The sequence below is a fragment of the Collinsella aerofaciens ATCC 25986 genome (genome assembly GCF_964237925.1).
Taxonomy (GTDB): domain Bacteria; phylum Actinomycetota; class Coriobacteriia; order Coriobacteriales; family Coriobacteriaceae; genus Collinsella; species Collinsella aerofaciens_BJ.
Genome location: NZ_CAXSKI010000003.1, coordinates 140,593 through 157,526, shown reverse-complemented (window position 1 = coordinate 157,526; position 16,934 = coordinate 140,593). Strand labels below are relative to the sequence as shown.

The following is a 16,934-nucleotide window of genomic DNA, read 5'->3' as shown; positions in this document are numbered from 1 at the left end:
ATGGCTTGGCGTCAGCATGCCGCGATTCGGTCGCACGGAGAGCATTTCCCAGTTGACAAAACTATAGGAACACCCCCATAACGTTTCATGTGAAACATCCGACAGCCCTGGTTGCAAATAATGCAACCAGGGCTGTTTCATTTGTTTTCATCCTAGTGGACTTGATTTACGTGAACTTAGCTTTATGGCCAAAATAAGGGGCCCTTGTCTCATGAATCAGACAAGGCCCCTTCAAAATAGGCAAGTAATTGTTAGGTACCTAATAACCAACATTTTCCCATTGATGGTCAACCCAGTCTTGGTTAATCTTGGGATTCTTAGTCATCTGAGCAGTGCGCATAGCGACATCTTCGGTCATCACATCCATTTTCTTCTTTGATGTATCGACGATATCCTGAGCTCCGCGCAGCAGTCGACCGCGTAGTTCATCATCTGTCGCAAGCTTATACCCCGCAAAAGCACCAGCGGCGACGGTGGTTGCCAACGCAATAGCCGCGAGAACCTTATTCTTCATCCTGATCCTCCTGCCCAAATTGAATCATTTCGCCAAGGATACGGGAGAGCTCCTCCTCGTCTTTGAACTCGATTTCAATTTTGTTCTTGCCACGCGAGCTCTTCACACGTACATTCGTGTTGAAAACTTGACGAAGTACTCGAGCGGCCTTTTTGAATGACTGAGGTGTTGCCGGTCTCGGAGTCCTTGGCGTCTCTCCGGCAGAAAACAACGGAGCAAGATTTTCTGTCGCTCTAACAGAAAGACCTTCTGCGACAACTTTCTCAGCAAGTCGAATCCTGGCATCTTCATAAGGAACCGCAAGAATCGCTCTTGCATGACCTGCAGTAAGCTTGCCTTCGAAAATCATCTGCTGTACGACTTCGGGAAGATCTAGCAAACGAAGCGAATTTGTAATTGCGGAACGAGACTTACTGACAGCCTTTGATAACGCCTCCTGCGTCATACCGCTGGCATCAATGAGCTGACGATAACCCTTTGCCTCTTCGACAGGGTTCAAATCAGAACGCTGAAGATTCTCGATAAGTGCAAGAGCGAGCATTTCCTCATCATTAACTTCCTTAATGATGACTGGCAATTCTTCAAGGCCAGCGAGTTTCGATGCCTGGTAACGACGCTCACCGGCAATAATCTCATAGCCATTTCCGTGCTTGCGGACCAATAGTGGTTGCAAAACGCCATGTTCTTGGATTGACTCGCTCAACTCGCGAAGTTCTGTTTCATTAAAGTGAATTCGAGGTTGATTTGGATTAGGGACAATATCCTCAATAGGCAGTTTTGTTTCAGATGCGGCATTTGAAGCCGATGCAGCCGAACCACCGGTCTCATACTCGGCCTCTGAGACCAAAGCATTGAGTCCACGTCCCAATCCGCCACGTTTCTTTGCACTAGGCACGCTTGATCACCTCTTTTGCAAGGTTCATATACGCTTTTGCACCCTTATTTTGAGGCGCATAGGTAATTACCGGCTCTCCAAAAGACGGAGCTTCAGAGATTTTTACAGTACGAGGAATTAAGGTCTTAAAAGCCTTATCACCAAAGTACGACTGAACTTCCTCAACAACCTGATTCGACAAAGAAGTACGTGAGTCATACATGGTCATAAGCACGCCATAGGTGTCTAAGCCCTTGTTCAGACGCGATTTGACCATCTTCATTGACTCAAGCAGCTTCGTTACGCCCTCGAGTGCATAATACTCGCACTGGATCGGAATCAAAACGCTGTCTGCTGCGGTCAAAGCGTTGATTGTAAGCAGGCCGAGCGAAGGAGGACAGTCAATGAAAATAAAATCGAATTCGTCTTGAATGGGCTCAAGCAAATCTTTGAGGCGGGTTTCACGAGCAATTGCGCTTACGAGCTCAATTTCGGCGCCTGCAAGCTGAATTGTCGCCGGAATAACGAATACCTTTTTGCAATTTGTATCAAGAACGAGCGATTCTGCCGGCACGTCATTCAGCAATGCATCATAGATGCACTGATCAAGGTCTTCTTTTTCAATTCCAAATCCACTTGTACTGTTTCCCTGCGGATCAAAATCGACAATCAGCGTCTTGCGTCCCTGTTCACCCAGAGCTGCTGCAAGGTTTACAGCCGTCGTTGACTTACCGACGCCGCCTTTTTGATTGATGATTGCAATAATACGCGTGTCTTTTGCGCTTTTCGAACGCTTAACGTCGCGAAATCCCACGGTCCCTCCTGGTGTGTATTAAAGCTGTCAAACGGAGGATGTTTCACGTGAAACATTCCGATTCGATATCAACCGCCATGTTTCACGTGAAACACCGCAAGTTGTTAGTATCCATTATGTTTCACGTGAAACATCTAGGCAAGCGGATTCTTCTTTGCCATGCCATTTGCACGAGGCAATGAGACGGATGCTGGATGACTCTTCTTAAGAACAATAAACTCCCTGTGGCCCAAGCCCTCAGGCAAATCGATTGCGTCATTCAGAAGCAAAGTGAAGCCACAGATCTTAGCTGCTGACATGCCGGAAGTAAGCTCCTCATCCGATGGATTGCCCTTCGTAATAACAAATAGCCCTCCATCCTTGAGGTACGGAGCTGCATACTCAACAAGAATCGGTAGAGGGGCCAGCGCGCGGGCGGTTACGACAGAGAACTGTTTCTTATGGCTTCGAGCATATTCTTCAAGGCGATCATGAACTGCATGACCATATTTCAATCCAAGAGCATGAACAAAAGAATTGACAGCATCAACCTTCTTGCCAACAGAGTCAATATAAGTAGCTTTACGATGCGTGGTTATCGTTAATGGAATACCAGGGAAACCCGCACCAGTTCCCATATCGAGCAAAGCTCCCTCAGGAGCCTTATTGATATAAGGGAGCAAGACAAGTGAGTCGAGGATATGAAGTACCGCAGCGTCTTCTACGTTAAGAATACGGGTGAGGTTGGTTGTCTTATTTGTTTCTAGAACCAAATCCAAATGCTGAATACATTTCCTTAGATCAGCATCAGTTATATTCAGGGAATACTCTTTGCAATAGGAAGTTAGACGGCTGAGCATCTCGTCAGTCTGCTGATCAGTAAGTACAAACAACAGAAGCTCCTTTCTGACAAAAATCAGTGTATCGAGAACTTTTGACAAAAAAAGGGGACGTGGAAACCACGCCCCCTTAGCATAAGCTCGAGTAGATTATCGAGCAACAATCACCACATGGCGATCAGGGTCAGAACCCTCAGAATGGGTATCGACAGCATCATTGCCACGAAGTGCAATATGAACCAGTCGGCGCTCATAGGCATTCATGGGCGGAAGCGAAACACTCTTATGGGTACGGATGGCACGCTCGGCGGCCGACTGAGCCATTGAGGCAACCTTGTCCTGACGACGGCTCTTGTAGCCCTCAACGTCAACCACAACCGGATACCTAAAGCCGAGCTTGCGGCTCACCAGCAAAGAGAACATGACCTGAAGAGCATCAAGGGTACGACCATGACGGCCAATGAGAACAGCAAGATCAGGAGCGGTAACATCCAAAATCAGCTCGCCCTCGTCGCCCTCGTACTCATCAATAGGAGAGTTGGCGGCATCGAAGTGCGAAAGGATGGAACGCAGAATGGAAATCGCAACATCGGCAATGGTGTCGAGCTCCTCATCGGTCAGCTCTTCACCGGCCTTGTAGCGCTGTGCAATCTCGGGATAATCGCCCGCAATCTGCGGGGCAACCTCCTCAATCATATCCTCGATGATCTCTTCAGACATAACGTACTCCAAAAGTTAGGTACCTAAATAAGATTGATATCCCGACTACTTCTTCTTGTGCGGACGCGGCTTCTTCTCGCGACGGGTAACCTCGACCTGCAGCGGAGCGTTCTTGAGGCGCTCCTCCTCATCGGCCTTGGCCTTGTCGATAACCTTCTGCGTCACGAAGATCTGCTGGATAACCTGCCAGGCAGAAGACACATCGTAGTACAGCAGAACGCCGACGGGCAGGCTCCAGCCCATCCAAAGCATCATGACGGTCATGACGACAGCCATCATGCGCATGCTCTGGGCCTGCTGACCAGTCTGATTGCGGGACATATACAGCTGCGGAATCAGGGTCAAGACAGCAAACAGGATCAGGCAGATCAGCGCAGGCAGCGCAACCATAAAGCCATCGGCAAAGGAAGCACTCGGCGTGGTGGTCAGGTCGGGCAGGATGTTGAAGAACGAGAACGTGCCGTCGTTAAAGTACTGCGGCAGGTTGCGCAGCAATGTAAACAGGGCGAACAGGATAGGCATCTGAATCAGCAGCGGCAGACAGCCAGCCATGGGGTTGAACTTGTTCTCGCTGTAGAACTTCTGCATCTCCTCGGCCTGACGCTGGGGATCGTCGGCATAGCGCTCCTGGATCTCGAGCATCTTGGGCTGCAGCACCTGCATGCGAGCCGTCGACTTGGTCGACTTGAGCATGAGCGGCGTCAGCAGCAGACGGATGATGACCACCAGGATGATGATGGACAGGCCCCAGTCGACCGCAAAGGTCTGGATGAGCTTGAGCAGCTCGAAAAGGATGTTAACGATCCAATCCCACATGTAAGTTTTCCTCCGATAGCGAGTGCCCGCTAGGGCACAGGGTCATAACCGCCGACGTGCAGGGGATTGCAACGAGCGATGCGCCTCACGGCAAGCCAGCAGCCTCTCAAAACACCGTACTTCTCAATCGCCTGGATGGCGTATTGCGAGCACGTTGGGTAATAAATGCAGGCGTCAGGCAATAAGGGCGAAATAACCTGTTGATATATGCGAATAGGAGCGATGGCAACACGTCGCAAAACGTGATTGCTCATCGCTCCTCCCCGGCAACGCCGGCGCGCTTCATAAGCGAACGCAACGCCTTGTCCATCTCCTGCGGCGAGGAAACCCTCGTCTTGGGAGTTGCAAACAAGATGATGTCATAACCCGCAACGGGAAATCCACAGCTGCGGGCGGCCTCGCGCATCACACGCTTAGATCGGTTGCGCACGACGGCACAACCGAGTCGCTTAGCACCAACGAAGGCGACCCTTCCGGAGTCGCCTTCGCCAACCGATTCACATATGGTCATTCGAATCAGAGGGTGATTGAAACGACGCCCCTGACTGAACACATGCTCGAAATCTTGCCGAGACTTAATAGTCTTCATGCGAGATGTGTGTATCGCTGCTAGACAGTGAGACGCTTGCGGCCCTTGGCGCGACGACGGGCGAGCACGGCACGACCACCCTTAGTGGCCATACGGGCACGGAAGCCATGGGTCTTGGCACGCTTACGCTTATTAGGCTGATACGTACGCTTCATCTTAAGTTCCTCCTGCTGCATTTCGAGTGTCCGCGGGGACGCGGACGCAGATATAGACACGTGAGCTTGAAGATTGTAGGGAAATCAATGTTCAAATGTCAAGAAATCAAAGGTAAAAGGTTGCGCAGTTCACACGGTTCCCCCATAAGCCAAGCTCGATTTAGCGGCGCATGGCAACTTTTCACGATATTTCATCGAGTTTTCAACAGGTCATGTTGGCAATGTTGAGAACTTTTCGTCCGTTTTCCAAAGTTTTCAACAGGTTTTGGAAAGTTGTCGAAAGATGAGAAACATTGCACGGTGAGCTACTATTTGTTCGAAACCTTTTGGAAGATTGCGAGTGGCATGTCTGACGACTTTTACACCATGGTCGATTCCGGAGACCCGGCACCCGACAACGAGCACATCACCGGTGTGCGCGAAGAGCGTGACGAAGGTGAACAGACGACCACGCAGGGGCCGAAAGCCATGTACGCTGCGCGCATCGCCGTCTATGACGACATGTTGTCGACACCGCGTGTGATCGTCATTGATCCGCAAGATGTCCGCACGTATTTGGAAGAGACGACCAACACCGTCTACCAGTGCATGAAAGAACAAGGCGGCCATATCTCGCTCATGGTCATCCGCGAGATTGTCGAAAATTTTATACACGCGCACTTTGCCGAGCCCATCATCTCGATTCTGGACGGCGGAGACACCATCCGCTTTGCCGATCAAGGACCAGGCATCGACGACAAGGAACGCGCTTTCGACTTTGGCGTTACCAGCGCAAACAGCAAGATGAAGCGCTATATCCGTGGAACCGGAGCAGGGTTTCCCATGGTGCAGGAGTATTTGGAAAACGCCGGCGGTGCCGTTTCCATCGAGGACAACATGGGCAACGGCACCGTGGTTACGGTAAGCCTGAACCCTAAACGCGTGCAGGAAATCGAGCGTGCCGGCGGACGCGGCGCTGCCGTGCGGCCCGAGACGGAACAGCCCACATATCCCCTGCCGGGAGCTTTTGCGCAGCAGCCCATGGCAGCGCAGCAGATGCAGCCCCCCGTGGGACAGATGCAGCAGCCCGGAATGCTACCTACACAAGAACCCCGGGCGGCATCGATGTCGATGCCGACAAACACGCCAGAGACCATGCCGCTGGCGGATCAGGATGCAGCAGCAATGCAGCAGGCGACGGGGGCGCCGGGTGGCCAGCAAATGGGCTATCAGCCGTACCAACAGGGATATCCATATCAGCAGATGCCGCCACTGGGGTATGGCCAGCAGTTCCCGCAGCAGTACCAGCAGGGATATCAGCAGCCGTACCAGCAGATGCCGCAGCAGCAGTACAACCCCTGGGCCCAGCAGATGCCTCCGCAGCCTTACCAACAGTGGCCTCAAAGTTTTCAACAGCAAATGCCGCCGATGCAGAGTTCTCAACAACCAGCAGCTCAAATGATGTATCCTAATGCAGCAAATCAGTATGCGCAGCCACAACCGGACGTGTTCGTAAGCGATCGCGGCAACGCCGCGCTGGGCTATCTGGCGCAAAATCAAGCGTGCGGTGCAACCGATCTGGCGAGGGCGTTTGGAAACTCGGCCCCCACTTGGTCACGCACGCTCAATGACTTGGCGCAGGCCGGCTTGGTCATCAAGCATGGCCAGAAATACCATCTGACCGAACTCGGCGCCGCTCGCGTGCGAGCTCAGAGCTAAAGAACGGGAGAGACAGTGGACGAGGAAGCAAGCATCATCCTGGGGGATGCCATCGCCTTTTGCCAGCGCGACGGCCAAGATGCACGCCTCATCAACATGCTGGGGCAATCGCGCGCCATAAGCCTGACCGAAGATACGCTCACGATCGAGGCACCCTCGCGCTTTGCCATCGCGCAGCTCAAAAAGCATCAGCCGACTATTGAGGCCTATCTGGAAGAAATCGCCTTTGCACCGATTGCGCTCGACGTCGTGGCACCGCAAGGCGCCGCGACGGAATCCGCTGCCACGACGGCGCCCGCCACGGCTCCCGCCGCTTCCCCGGCGGTGCCGGCCTCCGCAGGCGACGTACCGACGATCGAGCACCAGCACAGCGATGTTTCCCGTGAAACCATGGCACCGTTGCCGACCGCGGCGGCGACGTCAACGAACGTACCCGTCACGCACATGCCCATCGCTCACGACGCAGCGGCGGGCGCGGATTCGGGCATTGCAATCAAAAACACGCTCTCGGCCGATGATTTTCGTCGCATGATGAACCAGATGAAGGGCGGAGCGCCGACTAAATCCACGCAAGCTGCGACCCCCGCTTCACCCATGTCAGCACCGACCGTGCCGGCCGAGCAGAATACGGATGGAGCCCCGCTCGCCGCGAACTCAAAATTTACCTTTGAGAACTTTGTCTACGGCCCAGAGAACAGCCATGCCTATCGCTCGGCACTCAAGTTTGCCGCCCTCGCGGACGAGCGCGGCACATGCACATCACTGTTCATCTACGGCAAATCGGGCCTAGGCAAGACGCACCTGCTGCTTGCCATCAAAAACGAGCTCGCCGAGAAGTCGCCTGAGATCAAGGTCAAGTATGCCAACTCCCAGGCGTATCTGGACGACCTGATGACCGAGTTCGACCGTCAAAAGAAGAGCAACGCTCCCATCATGCAGGCGTACCACGGCGTGGACGTACTCATCATCGATGACATCCAAAACATCATCGGCAAGCGCGCGAGCGTGGACTACTTTTTCCAGCTCATGGACGAGTTCATCCGCAACAACAAGAAGGTCGTCATCGCGGCAGACCGCGCCCCCAAGGACCTGAGCATGGACGAGCGTCTGACCAGCCGCTTCAACGCCGGCATGCTCTGCCTGGTCGCAGAGCCCAGCTACGAGATGAAATACAAGATCTTGCAGCGCTATTACGAAAACACCATCGTCGCCGCTCCCGAGGCAGGCGACGACTCGCTGCTGGCGGCCTATGGGGGCGACGGCGGACACCTGACCGACGAGCACTTTAAACACATGGCCGAGGTCTCGGGCACCAACATCCGCGAACTCGAGAGCTTTTGCGAGCGCTGCGCCGGCGAGGCGGGCGACCGCGAGCGCGAGGGCGGAGAGCTCACCTTTGACGATATCGACGCCATCGCCGGCCAGTACTTCGACACATCGGCCAAAAAGATCAACGTGCAAACGGTTCAGTCCGTCATTGAAGAGCAGTACGGCGTGACGCACGAGGAGCTCATCGGCCCGCGACGCAACGCCAATATCGCCAAGGCACGCCACATTGCCATCTATCTGGCCATCGAGATGTGCGAGATGACGACCACGGCGGTGGGCGCCGAATTTGGCAACCGCAACCACTCGACCGTCAGCACGAGCTACAAAAAGGTCCAGAAGATGATCCAGGAAGACCGCACCGTCACCGAAGACCTCAAGTCGCTGCGCGATAAAATTACACTGCGCTCGTAGGGAAATAGAGACACCTGTTGAAAACTTGTCGAAACCACGGGCATAAGGTGTCTAAAACCCAACCCGCGATGATGAAAAGTTTTGCGCAGGTTTTGAACGTGGAAAACCACCCCTGTTGCACACAGGTTGCTGTCGATTCTCTTTCTGGGTCTGACCTGCGTCTTTGGGAGTAATCAACAGTTTCGTCAGTGCTATTACTATTATTAAGATATTTATATCTATAGAAAGGTATTAAAAGATGAAGTTCACCGTCAGCCAGAGCTCGCTTACACAAGCCATCGGCGTCGTTATGAAGGGTGTCGCTTCGGCATCCACCCTTCCCATCCTGTCGGGCGTGCTCGTCAAGGCCCAAGACGGCATCTTGGAATTCCAGACCTCTAACTACACCATCTCGATCCGTCATCGCATCGCGGCGCATGTCGAAGAAGAGGGCGAGATGGTTATCCCCTGTAAGATGCTCTCCAATATCACCAAGACCCTCCCCGATGCCCCGGTCACCTTTGAGCTGTCCGAGCGCCAGGTGCTGATTGGTTGCGAGAAGAGCTCTTTTAGGCTGAACACGCTCGATGCCAATGACTTCCCCGAGTTTCCGGCCTATGCCATCGAGAGCGCCGTGGAGCTGCCGACCGATATCTTGTCCGAAATGGTCGGTCGCGTGTGGCGCGTCACCTCGACCGACAAGGCCCGCCCCATCCTGGGCGGCGTGCACATGAAGGTCGAGAACAATACCGTGCGCCTGGTGGCGACCGATTCCTTCCGCTTGGCCGTGTGCGATACGCAGGTCGAGACCTCGACCCTCGAGGGCTCCTTTGAGCTCAACGTTCCGGCTGACGCCTTTAACGACGCGCTGAACATCATGGCCAGCCAGGCGACCATCATGATCGGGGCTACCGACACCCAGGTCGTCTTCGAGGCCGGCAACACCACCTACGTGTCGCGCCGCATCGAGGGCATGTATCCCAACTACAAGCAGCTCATCCCCGATTCGTGCGTGACGAGCGTCAAGATCGATGTCGCCGCTTTTAACGCCGCCCTCAAGCGCGTGGCCGTTATCGCGAGCGCCAACCCCGCCGTCAAGTTCGAGATCGATGTCGAGAACGGGCAGATGGGCCTGTCCTCCATTTCCAATGACCAGGACCTTGCGCAGGAGACGATCGATGTCGAGGCCGAGGGCGAGTCGGGTACCATCGCCTTCAACTACCACTACATCTTCGGCTGCCTCAACGCCCTGTCCAAGGAGAAGGAGATCACGCTGGAGCTCAAGAGCTACTCGCAGGCGGGTATCTTCAAGTCCTACGACAAGATCAACTACCTGTACCTGGTCATGCCGGTCCGCATCTAGCGCTGCGCCATGACCATGTTCGCCCGTGATCTTTCCGTCGCGCACTACCGCAGCTTCGATAGCTATCGCCTTGCCCTGGACGAGGGCGTGACGATACTTGCGGGACCCAACGCGGCAGGAAAGACCAATCTCATAGAGGCGCTGCAGCTGCTGACGAGCGGCGCCTCGTTTAGGCATCCGACCGCAGCCGAGCTCGTCCATGACGGCGTGGGCTCGTGCAAGGTCGAGCTGAGGCTCGAGGGCGACGGCCGCGTGCTTGATATGGGATTGAGCGTGGAGGACGGTAAGCGCTCGTTTAGCCGCAACGGCAAGAGGTGCTCTGCCGCCGGTGTGCGCGGGGCTCTGCCGAGCGTACTGTTTTGCCCCGACCATCTGGACATGGTTAAGAGAGGCGCCAGTGTGCGCCGCGCCGCCCTCGATGACTTTGGCATGCAACTGAGCGCACGCTATGCCGATCTTGCGAGCACCTATGGGCGCTGCGTGACCCAGCGTAACGCCCTGCTTAAGGAGACCTGGTGCTGTCGCGAGATGCTCGGCGCGTGGAACGATTCGATTGCCCGCGCGGGCTCGGCCCTGCTTGTGCACCGGTTGGCCCTGCTCGACCGGCTGGCGGGCCATGTGCACACTGCCTACGGGCAAGTGGCATCCGGTGAGGCTGCCAACGTGACCTATACGTCCACGCTGGGGGATTTGCCCCAGGTCGATGATCGCGAAGAGCTGAAGGGCTGGGCGTACGAGCGCATGCTGGCTGCCCTTGATGAGCACGCCGACGAGGAAATTCGCCGCGGCGTGACGTTGGTGGGACCGCATCGCGATGAGATTGAGTTTACCGTGGCGGGTCGCTCCGCCCGTTCATTTGCCAGCCAAGGTCAGCAGCGAACGTTGGTTCTGGCCTGGAAGGTGGCGGAGGTGGCCGTGGCTCGCGATGTCCTGGGCACCGCCCCGTTGCTGCTTTTGGACGACGTGATGAGCGAACTCGACGGCGAACGCCGCGGTGCTTTTTTGCGGCTGATCGGCGATGATATCCAGACGGTCATAACCACGACCAACCTGGGGTATTTTACCGATGACCTGCTTGATCGAGCCAAGGTGGTGAGCATGGGTGAGACGTGCTAATTACGAGCGCGAGAGCGAAACGGTTGCCTTCAGTGGATTTTTGAACGCAGAGCGTCAGCGCATCCTGGCGGCCGCGACACCTGAGCGCCGCGCGCAGATGGAGGCTGCCGAGGAGTCGCGCGCGGTCTATCGCGCGTGGAACGCGGTGTGCTCGGGCACGCGCGAGGGGCGGCATGTGACGGGCTTGCGCTACCTGCCCGAGTCCAATGAGCTGCTGGTATATCTCGATTCGCCCTCGTGGACGCAGGAAATGACGCTGTTGCGCGAGATCATCCGCGCGCGCATGGAGCGCGCCGGTGCGCATGTGGACGGCCTGGTGTTCAAAACCACCGCGCCGGGTCACACGCCGCCCGCCGCCAAGCAGCGCCTGCGCCCGGCGACGACCGAGCGCCCGCCGGCCCCGCACGCCGACCTAAGTGAGGCCGAGCGCACCGAGATTGAGCGCCAAGTGGCGCCCATCGAAGACCAAAAACTGCGCGAGGCCCTCGAGAATGCCATGAGAGCCAGTGCCGAGTGGGCCAAGGGCGTAGAAAGCAAAAAAGAGCCTTAAATCGCATCTGGTGGCCTTGTAGAGCCAAATACCCTCGTTCCCGAGGGTATTTTTTTACGATAAACTAGTAAGGCTGTACACATTTTCTTGACTGAAGGAGGACGTGTGGCAAACGAAAACGATTACGATGGCGGCGAGATTAAGATTCTCGAAGGTCTCGAGGCCGTTCGTAAGCGCCCGGGCATGTATATCGGCTCGACGAGCGCCAGCGGTCTGCATCACCTGGTGTGGGAGATCGTTGACAACTCCGTCGACGAGGCCATGGCCGGTTTCTGCACCGAGATCCAGGTGACGGTCCACGCCGACAACTCCATCACGGTCGTCGACAACGGGCGCGGCATCCCCGTCGACGAGCACCCTGTTAAAAAGATCCCGACGCTCGAGGTCGTCATGACGATCTTGCACGCCGGCGGTAAGTTCGATAACTCGGCCTATAAGGTTTCGGGCGGCCTGCACGGCGTTGGCATCTCCGTCGTCAACGCACTGTCCAAGCGCGTGGTCGTTCAGGTTCGTCGCGACGGCAACACCTACGAGATGGAGTTCTCGCGCGGCAAGACCGTTAAGAAGATGGAGGTCGTGGGCACCTCGGATTCGACGGGCACCACCGTCACCTTCTGGCCCGACGACGAGATCTTCGAGACATGCATCTACGATTTCGATACGCTGCACAACCGTCTGCAGGAGACGGCGTTCCTCAATAAGAACCTCAAAATCGTGCTGACCGACGAGCGCGAGGCGACTCCCCATGTGGAGGAGTTTTGCTACGAGGGCGGCATCATCGACTTCGTCAAGTTCCTCAACGAGGGCAAGGACGTCCCCGAGGCCTTTAAGGAGCCCATCTACATCGAGGGCAAATCGGACCCGGGCGCGCCTGTGACCAAGATGGGCGAGGTTGAGGTTTCCCTGCAGTGGAATAGCGGTTACGGCGAGAACGTCATGTCGTTTGCCAACGACATCTACACCCCCGAGGGCGGCATGCACCTTGAGGGCTTCCGCACCGCGCTCACCCGTGTGATCAACGACTACGCGCGCAAACAGAACCTGCTCAAGGAAAAAGACGCCAACCTGACCGGCGACGATGTGCGCGAGGGCCTTTCGGCCGTTATCTCGGTCAAGCTGCCCGACCCGCAATTTGAGGGCCAGACCAAGGCCAAGCTCGGCAGCTCCTATATGCGCGCGCTGACGCTCAAGATCGTGACCGACGGCCTCGCCGATTACCTCGAGGAGCATCCCAAGCCCGCTCGCGAGATCGTCAAGAAGGCCCAGCAGGCATGCAAGGCCCGCAACGCCGCCCGCAAGGCGCGCGAAGCGACCCGTCGCAAGAGCCTGCTCGAGACGGCGTCCCTGCCCGGTAAGCTCGCCGACTGCTCGGTGCGCGATGCCGAGCTGACCGAGCTCTTCATCGTAGAGGGTGACTCGGCAGGCGGTTCGGCCAAGGACGGCCGTCGCCGAGACATCCAGGCGATTCTGCCCCTGCGCGGCAAGATTTTGAACGTCGAACGCGTTGGTGACCATCGCGCGTTCTCGAGTGACACCATCCAGTCATTGATTACCGCGATCGGCTGCGGCGTCACGACGAGTGCCGGCGACGGCGGCGACTTCGATATCACCAAGGCGCGCTACCACAAGATCATCATCATGACCGATGCAGACGTCGACGGCGCGCATATCCGCATCCTGCTGCTGACGTTCTTCTACAAGTACATGCGTCCGCTGATCGATGCCGGCTACGTCTATGTTGCCTGCCCGCCCATCTTTGGCATTAAGGTGCGCAACAAGATCCACTACGTGTATCCCAACGGCCGCCAGCCCGAAGACGAGATCCTGCGCGATACCATCCAGAGTCTGGGCCTGAACCCCGACGATAACGACGAGGACGGCAAGGCCAAGGACGGCAAGATCACCAAGAAGCGCAAGGGCTATACCGTCCAGCGCTACAAGGGCCTGGGCGAGATGGACCCCAAGCAGCTTGCCTCGACGACGATGGACCCCAAGACCCGCATCCTGCAGCGCGTGTCGATCGAGGACGCCGTGGTGGCGGACCGCGCCGTGCGCGAGCTCATGGGTTCCGAGGTCGGCTATCGCCGCGAGTACATTGAAAAACATGCGCATGACGCGCGTTTCCTTGACGCTTAAGAGGAGGTAACGTGGCAGACGATATCAACAATAACGGGGGTATGGACGAGGCCGGCGATGCCGGCATGCCCGACGATCTGAAGCGCCTGCTTGCCCGTGCTGAGCAGGGCGAGGACGGCGACCCGGACGCCTATAACCCCGATGTCGATGATGACGAGGAAGAGGATGACGACGGCGAGCTCGAGGAGAGTTTTGGCGAAGTCGACCGTGGCGCCTCGGCCGGCGAGGATATCAACGGCGGCCAGCTCCAGATTTCGGAGTTCGGTCGCGAGATGAAGCAGTCGTTTATCGAGTATTCGATGTCGGTCATCACGGCGCGCGCCCTGCCGGACGTGCGCGACGGCTTAAAACCGGTGCACCGCCGCATCCTGTACGCGATGAACGAGAGCGGCATCTACCCCAACCGCCCGCACAAGAAGTCGGCGTGGACGGTCGGCGAAGTTATCGGTAAGTACCACCCGCACGGTGACTTTGCGGTCTACGAGGCCATGGTCCGCCTGGCACAGTGGTTCTCCATGCGCACGCCGCTCATCGACGGTCATGGCAACTTCGGTAACATCGACGGCGACGGCGCGGCAGCCATGCGTTACACCGAGAGCCGCCTGGCAAAGCCCGCCATGGAACTGCTGCGCGACCTGCAGAAGGATACCGTCGACTGGCAGCCCAACTACGACGAATCGCTCGCCGAGCCCGTGGCGCTGCCTGCGCGCTTCCCCAACCTGCTGGTCAACGGCAGCCAGGGCATCGCCGTCGGCATGGCCACCAACATCGCCCCGCACAACCTCACCGAGGCGATTGAGGCCACCTGCTACCTGATCGACAACCCCGACGCCACCGTCGACGAGCTCATGCAGATCATGCCCGGTCCGGACTTCCCCACCGGCGCCATCATCATGGGCAGCGCCGGCATTAAGCAGAGTTACGAGACCGGCCGCGGCTCCATTACCGTGCGCGCCAAGGCACATGTGGAGTCCACCAAGACCGGCCGCAGCCGCTTGGTCTTTACCGAGATTCCCTACATGGTCAACAAAGGCACCCTGCAGGAGAAGATCGCCCAGCTCGTCAACGACAAACGCATCGAGGGCATCTCGGATATGCGCGATGAGTCCAACCAGAAGGGTATCCGCCTGGTCATCGAGCTCAAGAAGGGCGTCATTCCGCAGGTCGTGCTCAACAACCTGTATAAGTACACCTCGCTGCAGACGACCTTTGGCGCCAACAACCTGGCGCTCGTCAACGGCGTTCCCAAATGCCTGAGCCTGCGTGAGATGCTGCAGCACTACATCGACCACCAGGTCGACGTCGTCACTCGCCGCACCCGCTTCGACCTTAAGAAGGCCCAAGCCCGCGCGCATATCCTCGAGGGTTATCTTATGGCTCTCGACCATATCGACGAGGTCATTAGCATCATCCGCTCCTCGCAGACCGACTCCGAGGCCAGCAGCCGCTTGATCGAGCGCTTTGGCTTTACGCCCGAGCAGACCACGGCCATCCTCGAGATGAAGTTGCGCCGCCTGACCGGCCTGGAGCGCGACAAGATTCAGGAAGAGTTGGACGGCCTGCGCCGCGCCATCGCCTACTACGAGGACCTGCTGGCGCATGAGGAGAAGATCCTGGGCGTCATCAAGGAAGAGATGCGCGAGATCTCCAAGAAGTTCGGCGACAAGCGCCGCACCGAGATCAGCCAGGTTGAGAAGGACCTGGATGTCGAGGACCTCATCGCCGACGAGGATATGGTCGTGACCATCACCCACACCGGCTACGTTAAGCGTATCCCGGTGGCCGCCTACCGTGCCCAAAAGCGCGGTGGCAAGGGCGTGTCGGGCGTCAACCTCAAAGAGGACGACGTCATCGACGAGATGTTCATCGCGTCCACGCACGAGTACGTGCTGTTCTTCTCGAGCAAGGGCAAGGTCTATCGCCTGAAGGTGCACGAGCTGCCGGTGGGTACGCGCCAGGCGCGCGGTACCGCGATCGTCAACCTGCTGCCCTTCGAGGAGGGCGAGAAGATCGCGAGCGTCATCAGCTGCCGCGAGTTCCCAGCCGACGAGTACCTGATGTTTGCCACCAAGAGCGGCATGGTCAAGAAGACCGTGATGAGCGCATATGACCGCAGCCGTCGCGACGGCCTGATCGCTATCAACCTGCGTGACGACGACGCGCTGCTGAACGTGCGCCGCGTGCGCGAGGGCGACAAGATTATCCTGGCCACCACCGCGGGCAAGGCGATCATGTTCTCCGAGGAGCAGGTGCGCGCCACCGGCCGCGATACCAGCGGCGTTCGCGGTATTGGTATGAAGGACGGCGTGAGCGTTCTGGGCATGGAAGTCACTAACGGCAACGGCGATCTGTTCGTCATCACCGAGCGCGGCTACGGCAAGCGCACGCCGGTCGCGGACTACCCGGAGCAGAATCGCGGCGGCCAGGGCGTCTACACCATCCAAATGACCGAGCGTAAGGGTAACCTTGCGGCCATGAAGACGGTGGGCCCACAGCACGAGCTGTTCATCGTGACGGAGGGCGCGACGGTCATTCGCGTTAAGACCGACGAGATCAGCCAGACTGGCCGCGCCACCCAGGGCGTCAAGATGATGACCGTCGACGACAGCGACCGCATCTGCGCCGTAGCCCGCATGACGACCGCCAAAGAGAAGCCCGAGGGCGAAGGTGCCGAGGTCGCAGCCGACACCGAAGAAGCCCCAGTCGACCTAGGCGACGGCAACGACCTGCCAGAGGATCTCCTCGACGAGTAAGAGGCCCTGACTGGTAAAAATCATCAGACCCCTTATATCGGCGGTCGGCGCACTGCGCGCCGACCGCTTTTTTGACAAGCTTGGAACCCCGTGTCAGACGGCTGGGCGAGATGGGTTAGGTTTGTCGCGAGTTCCGCACGCAAAGAAGGCCACTTAATGTGGCCTTCGTCTTGCGCAGGACTGCCCGAGCAGCAAACCTAACCCATCTCGCCCAGCCGTCTGACACACCCTCCAAAGATTTTCAAAAAAGTTGTTGACGCGCGCGTAACGACTCGTCTAATATATCCCTTGCGCGATGG

At 57.2% G+C, this 16,934-nt stretch carries 16 protein-coding genes; 7 read left to right on the top strand and 9 right to left on the bottom strand.

Features of this window, described 5'->3' with window-relative positions; translation table 11 throughout:
* Positions 1 to 259 precede the first annotated feature (259 nt).
* From ACESWY_RS02620 to rpmH, 9 genes are all read right to left on the bottom strand, one after another.
* Positions 260 to 514 (bottom strand): hypothetical protein, encoded by a 255-nt coding sequence (locus ACESWY_RS02620; RefSeq protein WP_250787717.1) that lies wholly within the window; start codon positions 512 to 514, stop codon positions 260 to 262.
* Entirely contained in the window at positions 504 to 1,409 is a 906-nt protein-coding gene (locus ACESWY_RS02615) for a ParB/RepB/Spo0J family partition protein (RefSeq protein WP_250787716.1), read from the bottom strand. Before ACESWY_RS02615 ends, ACESWY_RS02620 begins: the two co-directional genes overlap by 11 nt.
* The gene (locus ACESWY_RS02610; protein WP_118238235.1) at positions 1,402 to 2,202 is read right to left on the bottom strand and encodes a ParA family protein; all 801 of its coding nucleotides are present in this window, start codon (positions 2,200 to 2,202) and stop codon (positions 1,402 to 1,404) included. Before ACESWY_RS02610 ends, ACESWY_RS02615 begins: the two co-directional genes overlap by 8 nt.
* A gap of 134 nt (positions 2,203 to 2,336) precedes the next feature.
* The gene (gene rsmG / locus ACESWY_RS02605; RefSeq protein WP_250787715.1) at positions 2,337 to 3,074 is read right to left on the bottom strand and encodes a 16S rRNA (guanine(527)-N(7))-methyltransferase RsmG; all 738 of its coding nucleotides are present in this window, start codon (positions 3,072 to 3,074) and stop codon (positions 2,337 to 2,339) included.
* 96 nt (positions 3,075 to 3,170) lie between these two features.
* Positions 3,171 to 3,740 (bottom strand): Jag family protein, encoded by a 570-nt coding sequence (locus ACESWY_RS02600; protein ID WP_250787714.1) that lies wholly within the window; start codon positions 3,738 to 3,740, stop codon positions 3,171 to 3,173.
* A 45-nt stretch (positions 3,741 to 3,785) separates the two neighbouring features.
* The gene (locus tag ACESWY_RS02595) at positions 3,786 to 4,556 is read right to left on the bottom strand and encodes a YidC/Oxa1 family membrane protein insertase (RefSeq protein ID WP_250787713.1); all 771 of its coding nucleotides are present in this window, start codon (positions 4,554 to 4,556) and stop codon (positions 3,786 to 3,788) included.
* A gap of 29 nt (positions 4,557 to 4,585) precedes the next feature.
* The gene (yidD, locus tag ACESWY_RS02590; RefSeq protein WP_117584026.1) at positions 4,586 to 4,810 is read right to left on the bottom strand and encodes a membrane protein insertion efficiency factor YidD; all 225 of its coding nucleotides are present in this window, start codon (positions 4,808 to 4,810) and stop codon (positions 4,586 to 4,588) included.
* Entirely contained in the window at positions 4,807 to 5,145 is a 339-nt protein-coding gene (gene rnpA, locus ACESWY_RS02585; RefSeq protein WP_006236191.1) for a ribonuclease P protein component, read from the bottom strand. Before rnpA ends, yidD begins: the two co-directional genes overlap by 4 nt.
* Positions 5,146 to 5,165: 20 nt before the next feature.
* Positions 5,166 to 5,300, bottom strand: a complete 135-nt coding sequence (gene rpmH, locus ACESWY_RS02580; RefSeq protein WP_019127408.1) for a 50S ribosomal protein L34 — start codon at positions 5,298 to 5,300, stop codon at positions 5,166 to 5,168.
* A 273-nt stretch (positions 5,301 to 5,573) separates the two neighbouring features.
* On the opposite strand from rpmH, the gene ACESWY_RS02575 reads away from it, so the two are divergent.
* The 7 genes from ACESWY_RS02575 to gyrA all read left to right on the top strand — a co-directional run bounded on the left by ACESWY_RS02575 (position 5,574) and on the right by gyrA (position 16,635).
* On the top strand, positions 5,574 to 6,998 hold the full coding sequence (locus tag ACESWY_RS02575; protein ID WP_250787712.1) for an ATP-binding protein: 1,425 nt from the start codon (positions 5,574 to 5,576) through the stop codon (positions 6,996 to 6,998).
* Positions 6,999 to 7,013: 15 nt separating this feature from the next.
* On the top strand, positions 7,014 to 8,738 hold the full coding sequence (locus ACESWY_RS02570; protein ID WP_350446092.1) for a DnaA ATPase domain-containing protein: 1,725 nt from the start codon (positions 7,014 to 7,016) through the stop codon (positions 8,736 to 8,738).
* 238 nt (positions 8,739 to 8,976) lie between these two features.
* Entirely contained in the window at positions 8,977 to 10,080 is a 1,104-nt protein-coding gene (dnaN, locus tag ACESWY_RS02565) for a DNA polymerase III subunit beta (RefSeq protein ID WP_138341047.1), read from the top strand.
* A 9-nt stretch (positions 10,081 to 10,089) separates the two neighbouring features.
* Entirely contained in the window at positions 10,090 to 11,196 is a 1,107-nt protein-coding gene (gene recF, locus ACESWY_RS02560; RefSeq protein ID WP_117746865.1) for a DNA replication/repair protein RecF, read from the top strand.
* Positions 11,183 to 11,746: a DciA family protein gene (locus tag ACESWY_RS02555; protein WP_117746866.1), complete on the top strand. Its 564-nt coding sequence runs from the start codon at positions 11,183 to 11,185 to the stop codon at positions 11,744 to 11,746. The genes recF and ACESWY_RS02555 overlap by 14 nt, the downstream gene beginning before the upstream one ends.
* A 105-nt stretch (positions 11,747 to 11,851) precedes the next feature.
* A complete protein-coding gene (gyrB, locus tag ACESWY_RS02550; RefSeq protein ID WP_250787711.1) occupies positions 11,852 to 13,882 on the top strand; it encodes a DNA topoisomerase (ATP-hydrolyzing) subunit B in 2,031 nt (676 codons plus the stop codon).
* A 41-nt stretch (positions 13,883 to 13,923) separates the two neighbouring features.
* On the top strand, positions 13,924 to 16,635 hold the full coding sequence (gyrA, locus tag ACESWY_RS02545; protein WP_373092780.1) for a DNA gyrase subunit A: 2,712 nt from the start codon (positions 13,924 to 13,926) through the stop codon (positions 16,633 to 16,635).
* Positions 16,636 to 16,934: the final 299 nt, after the last annotated feature.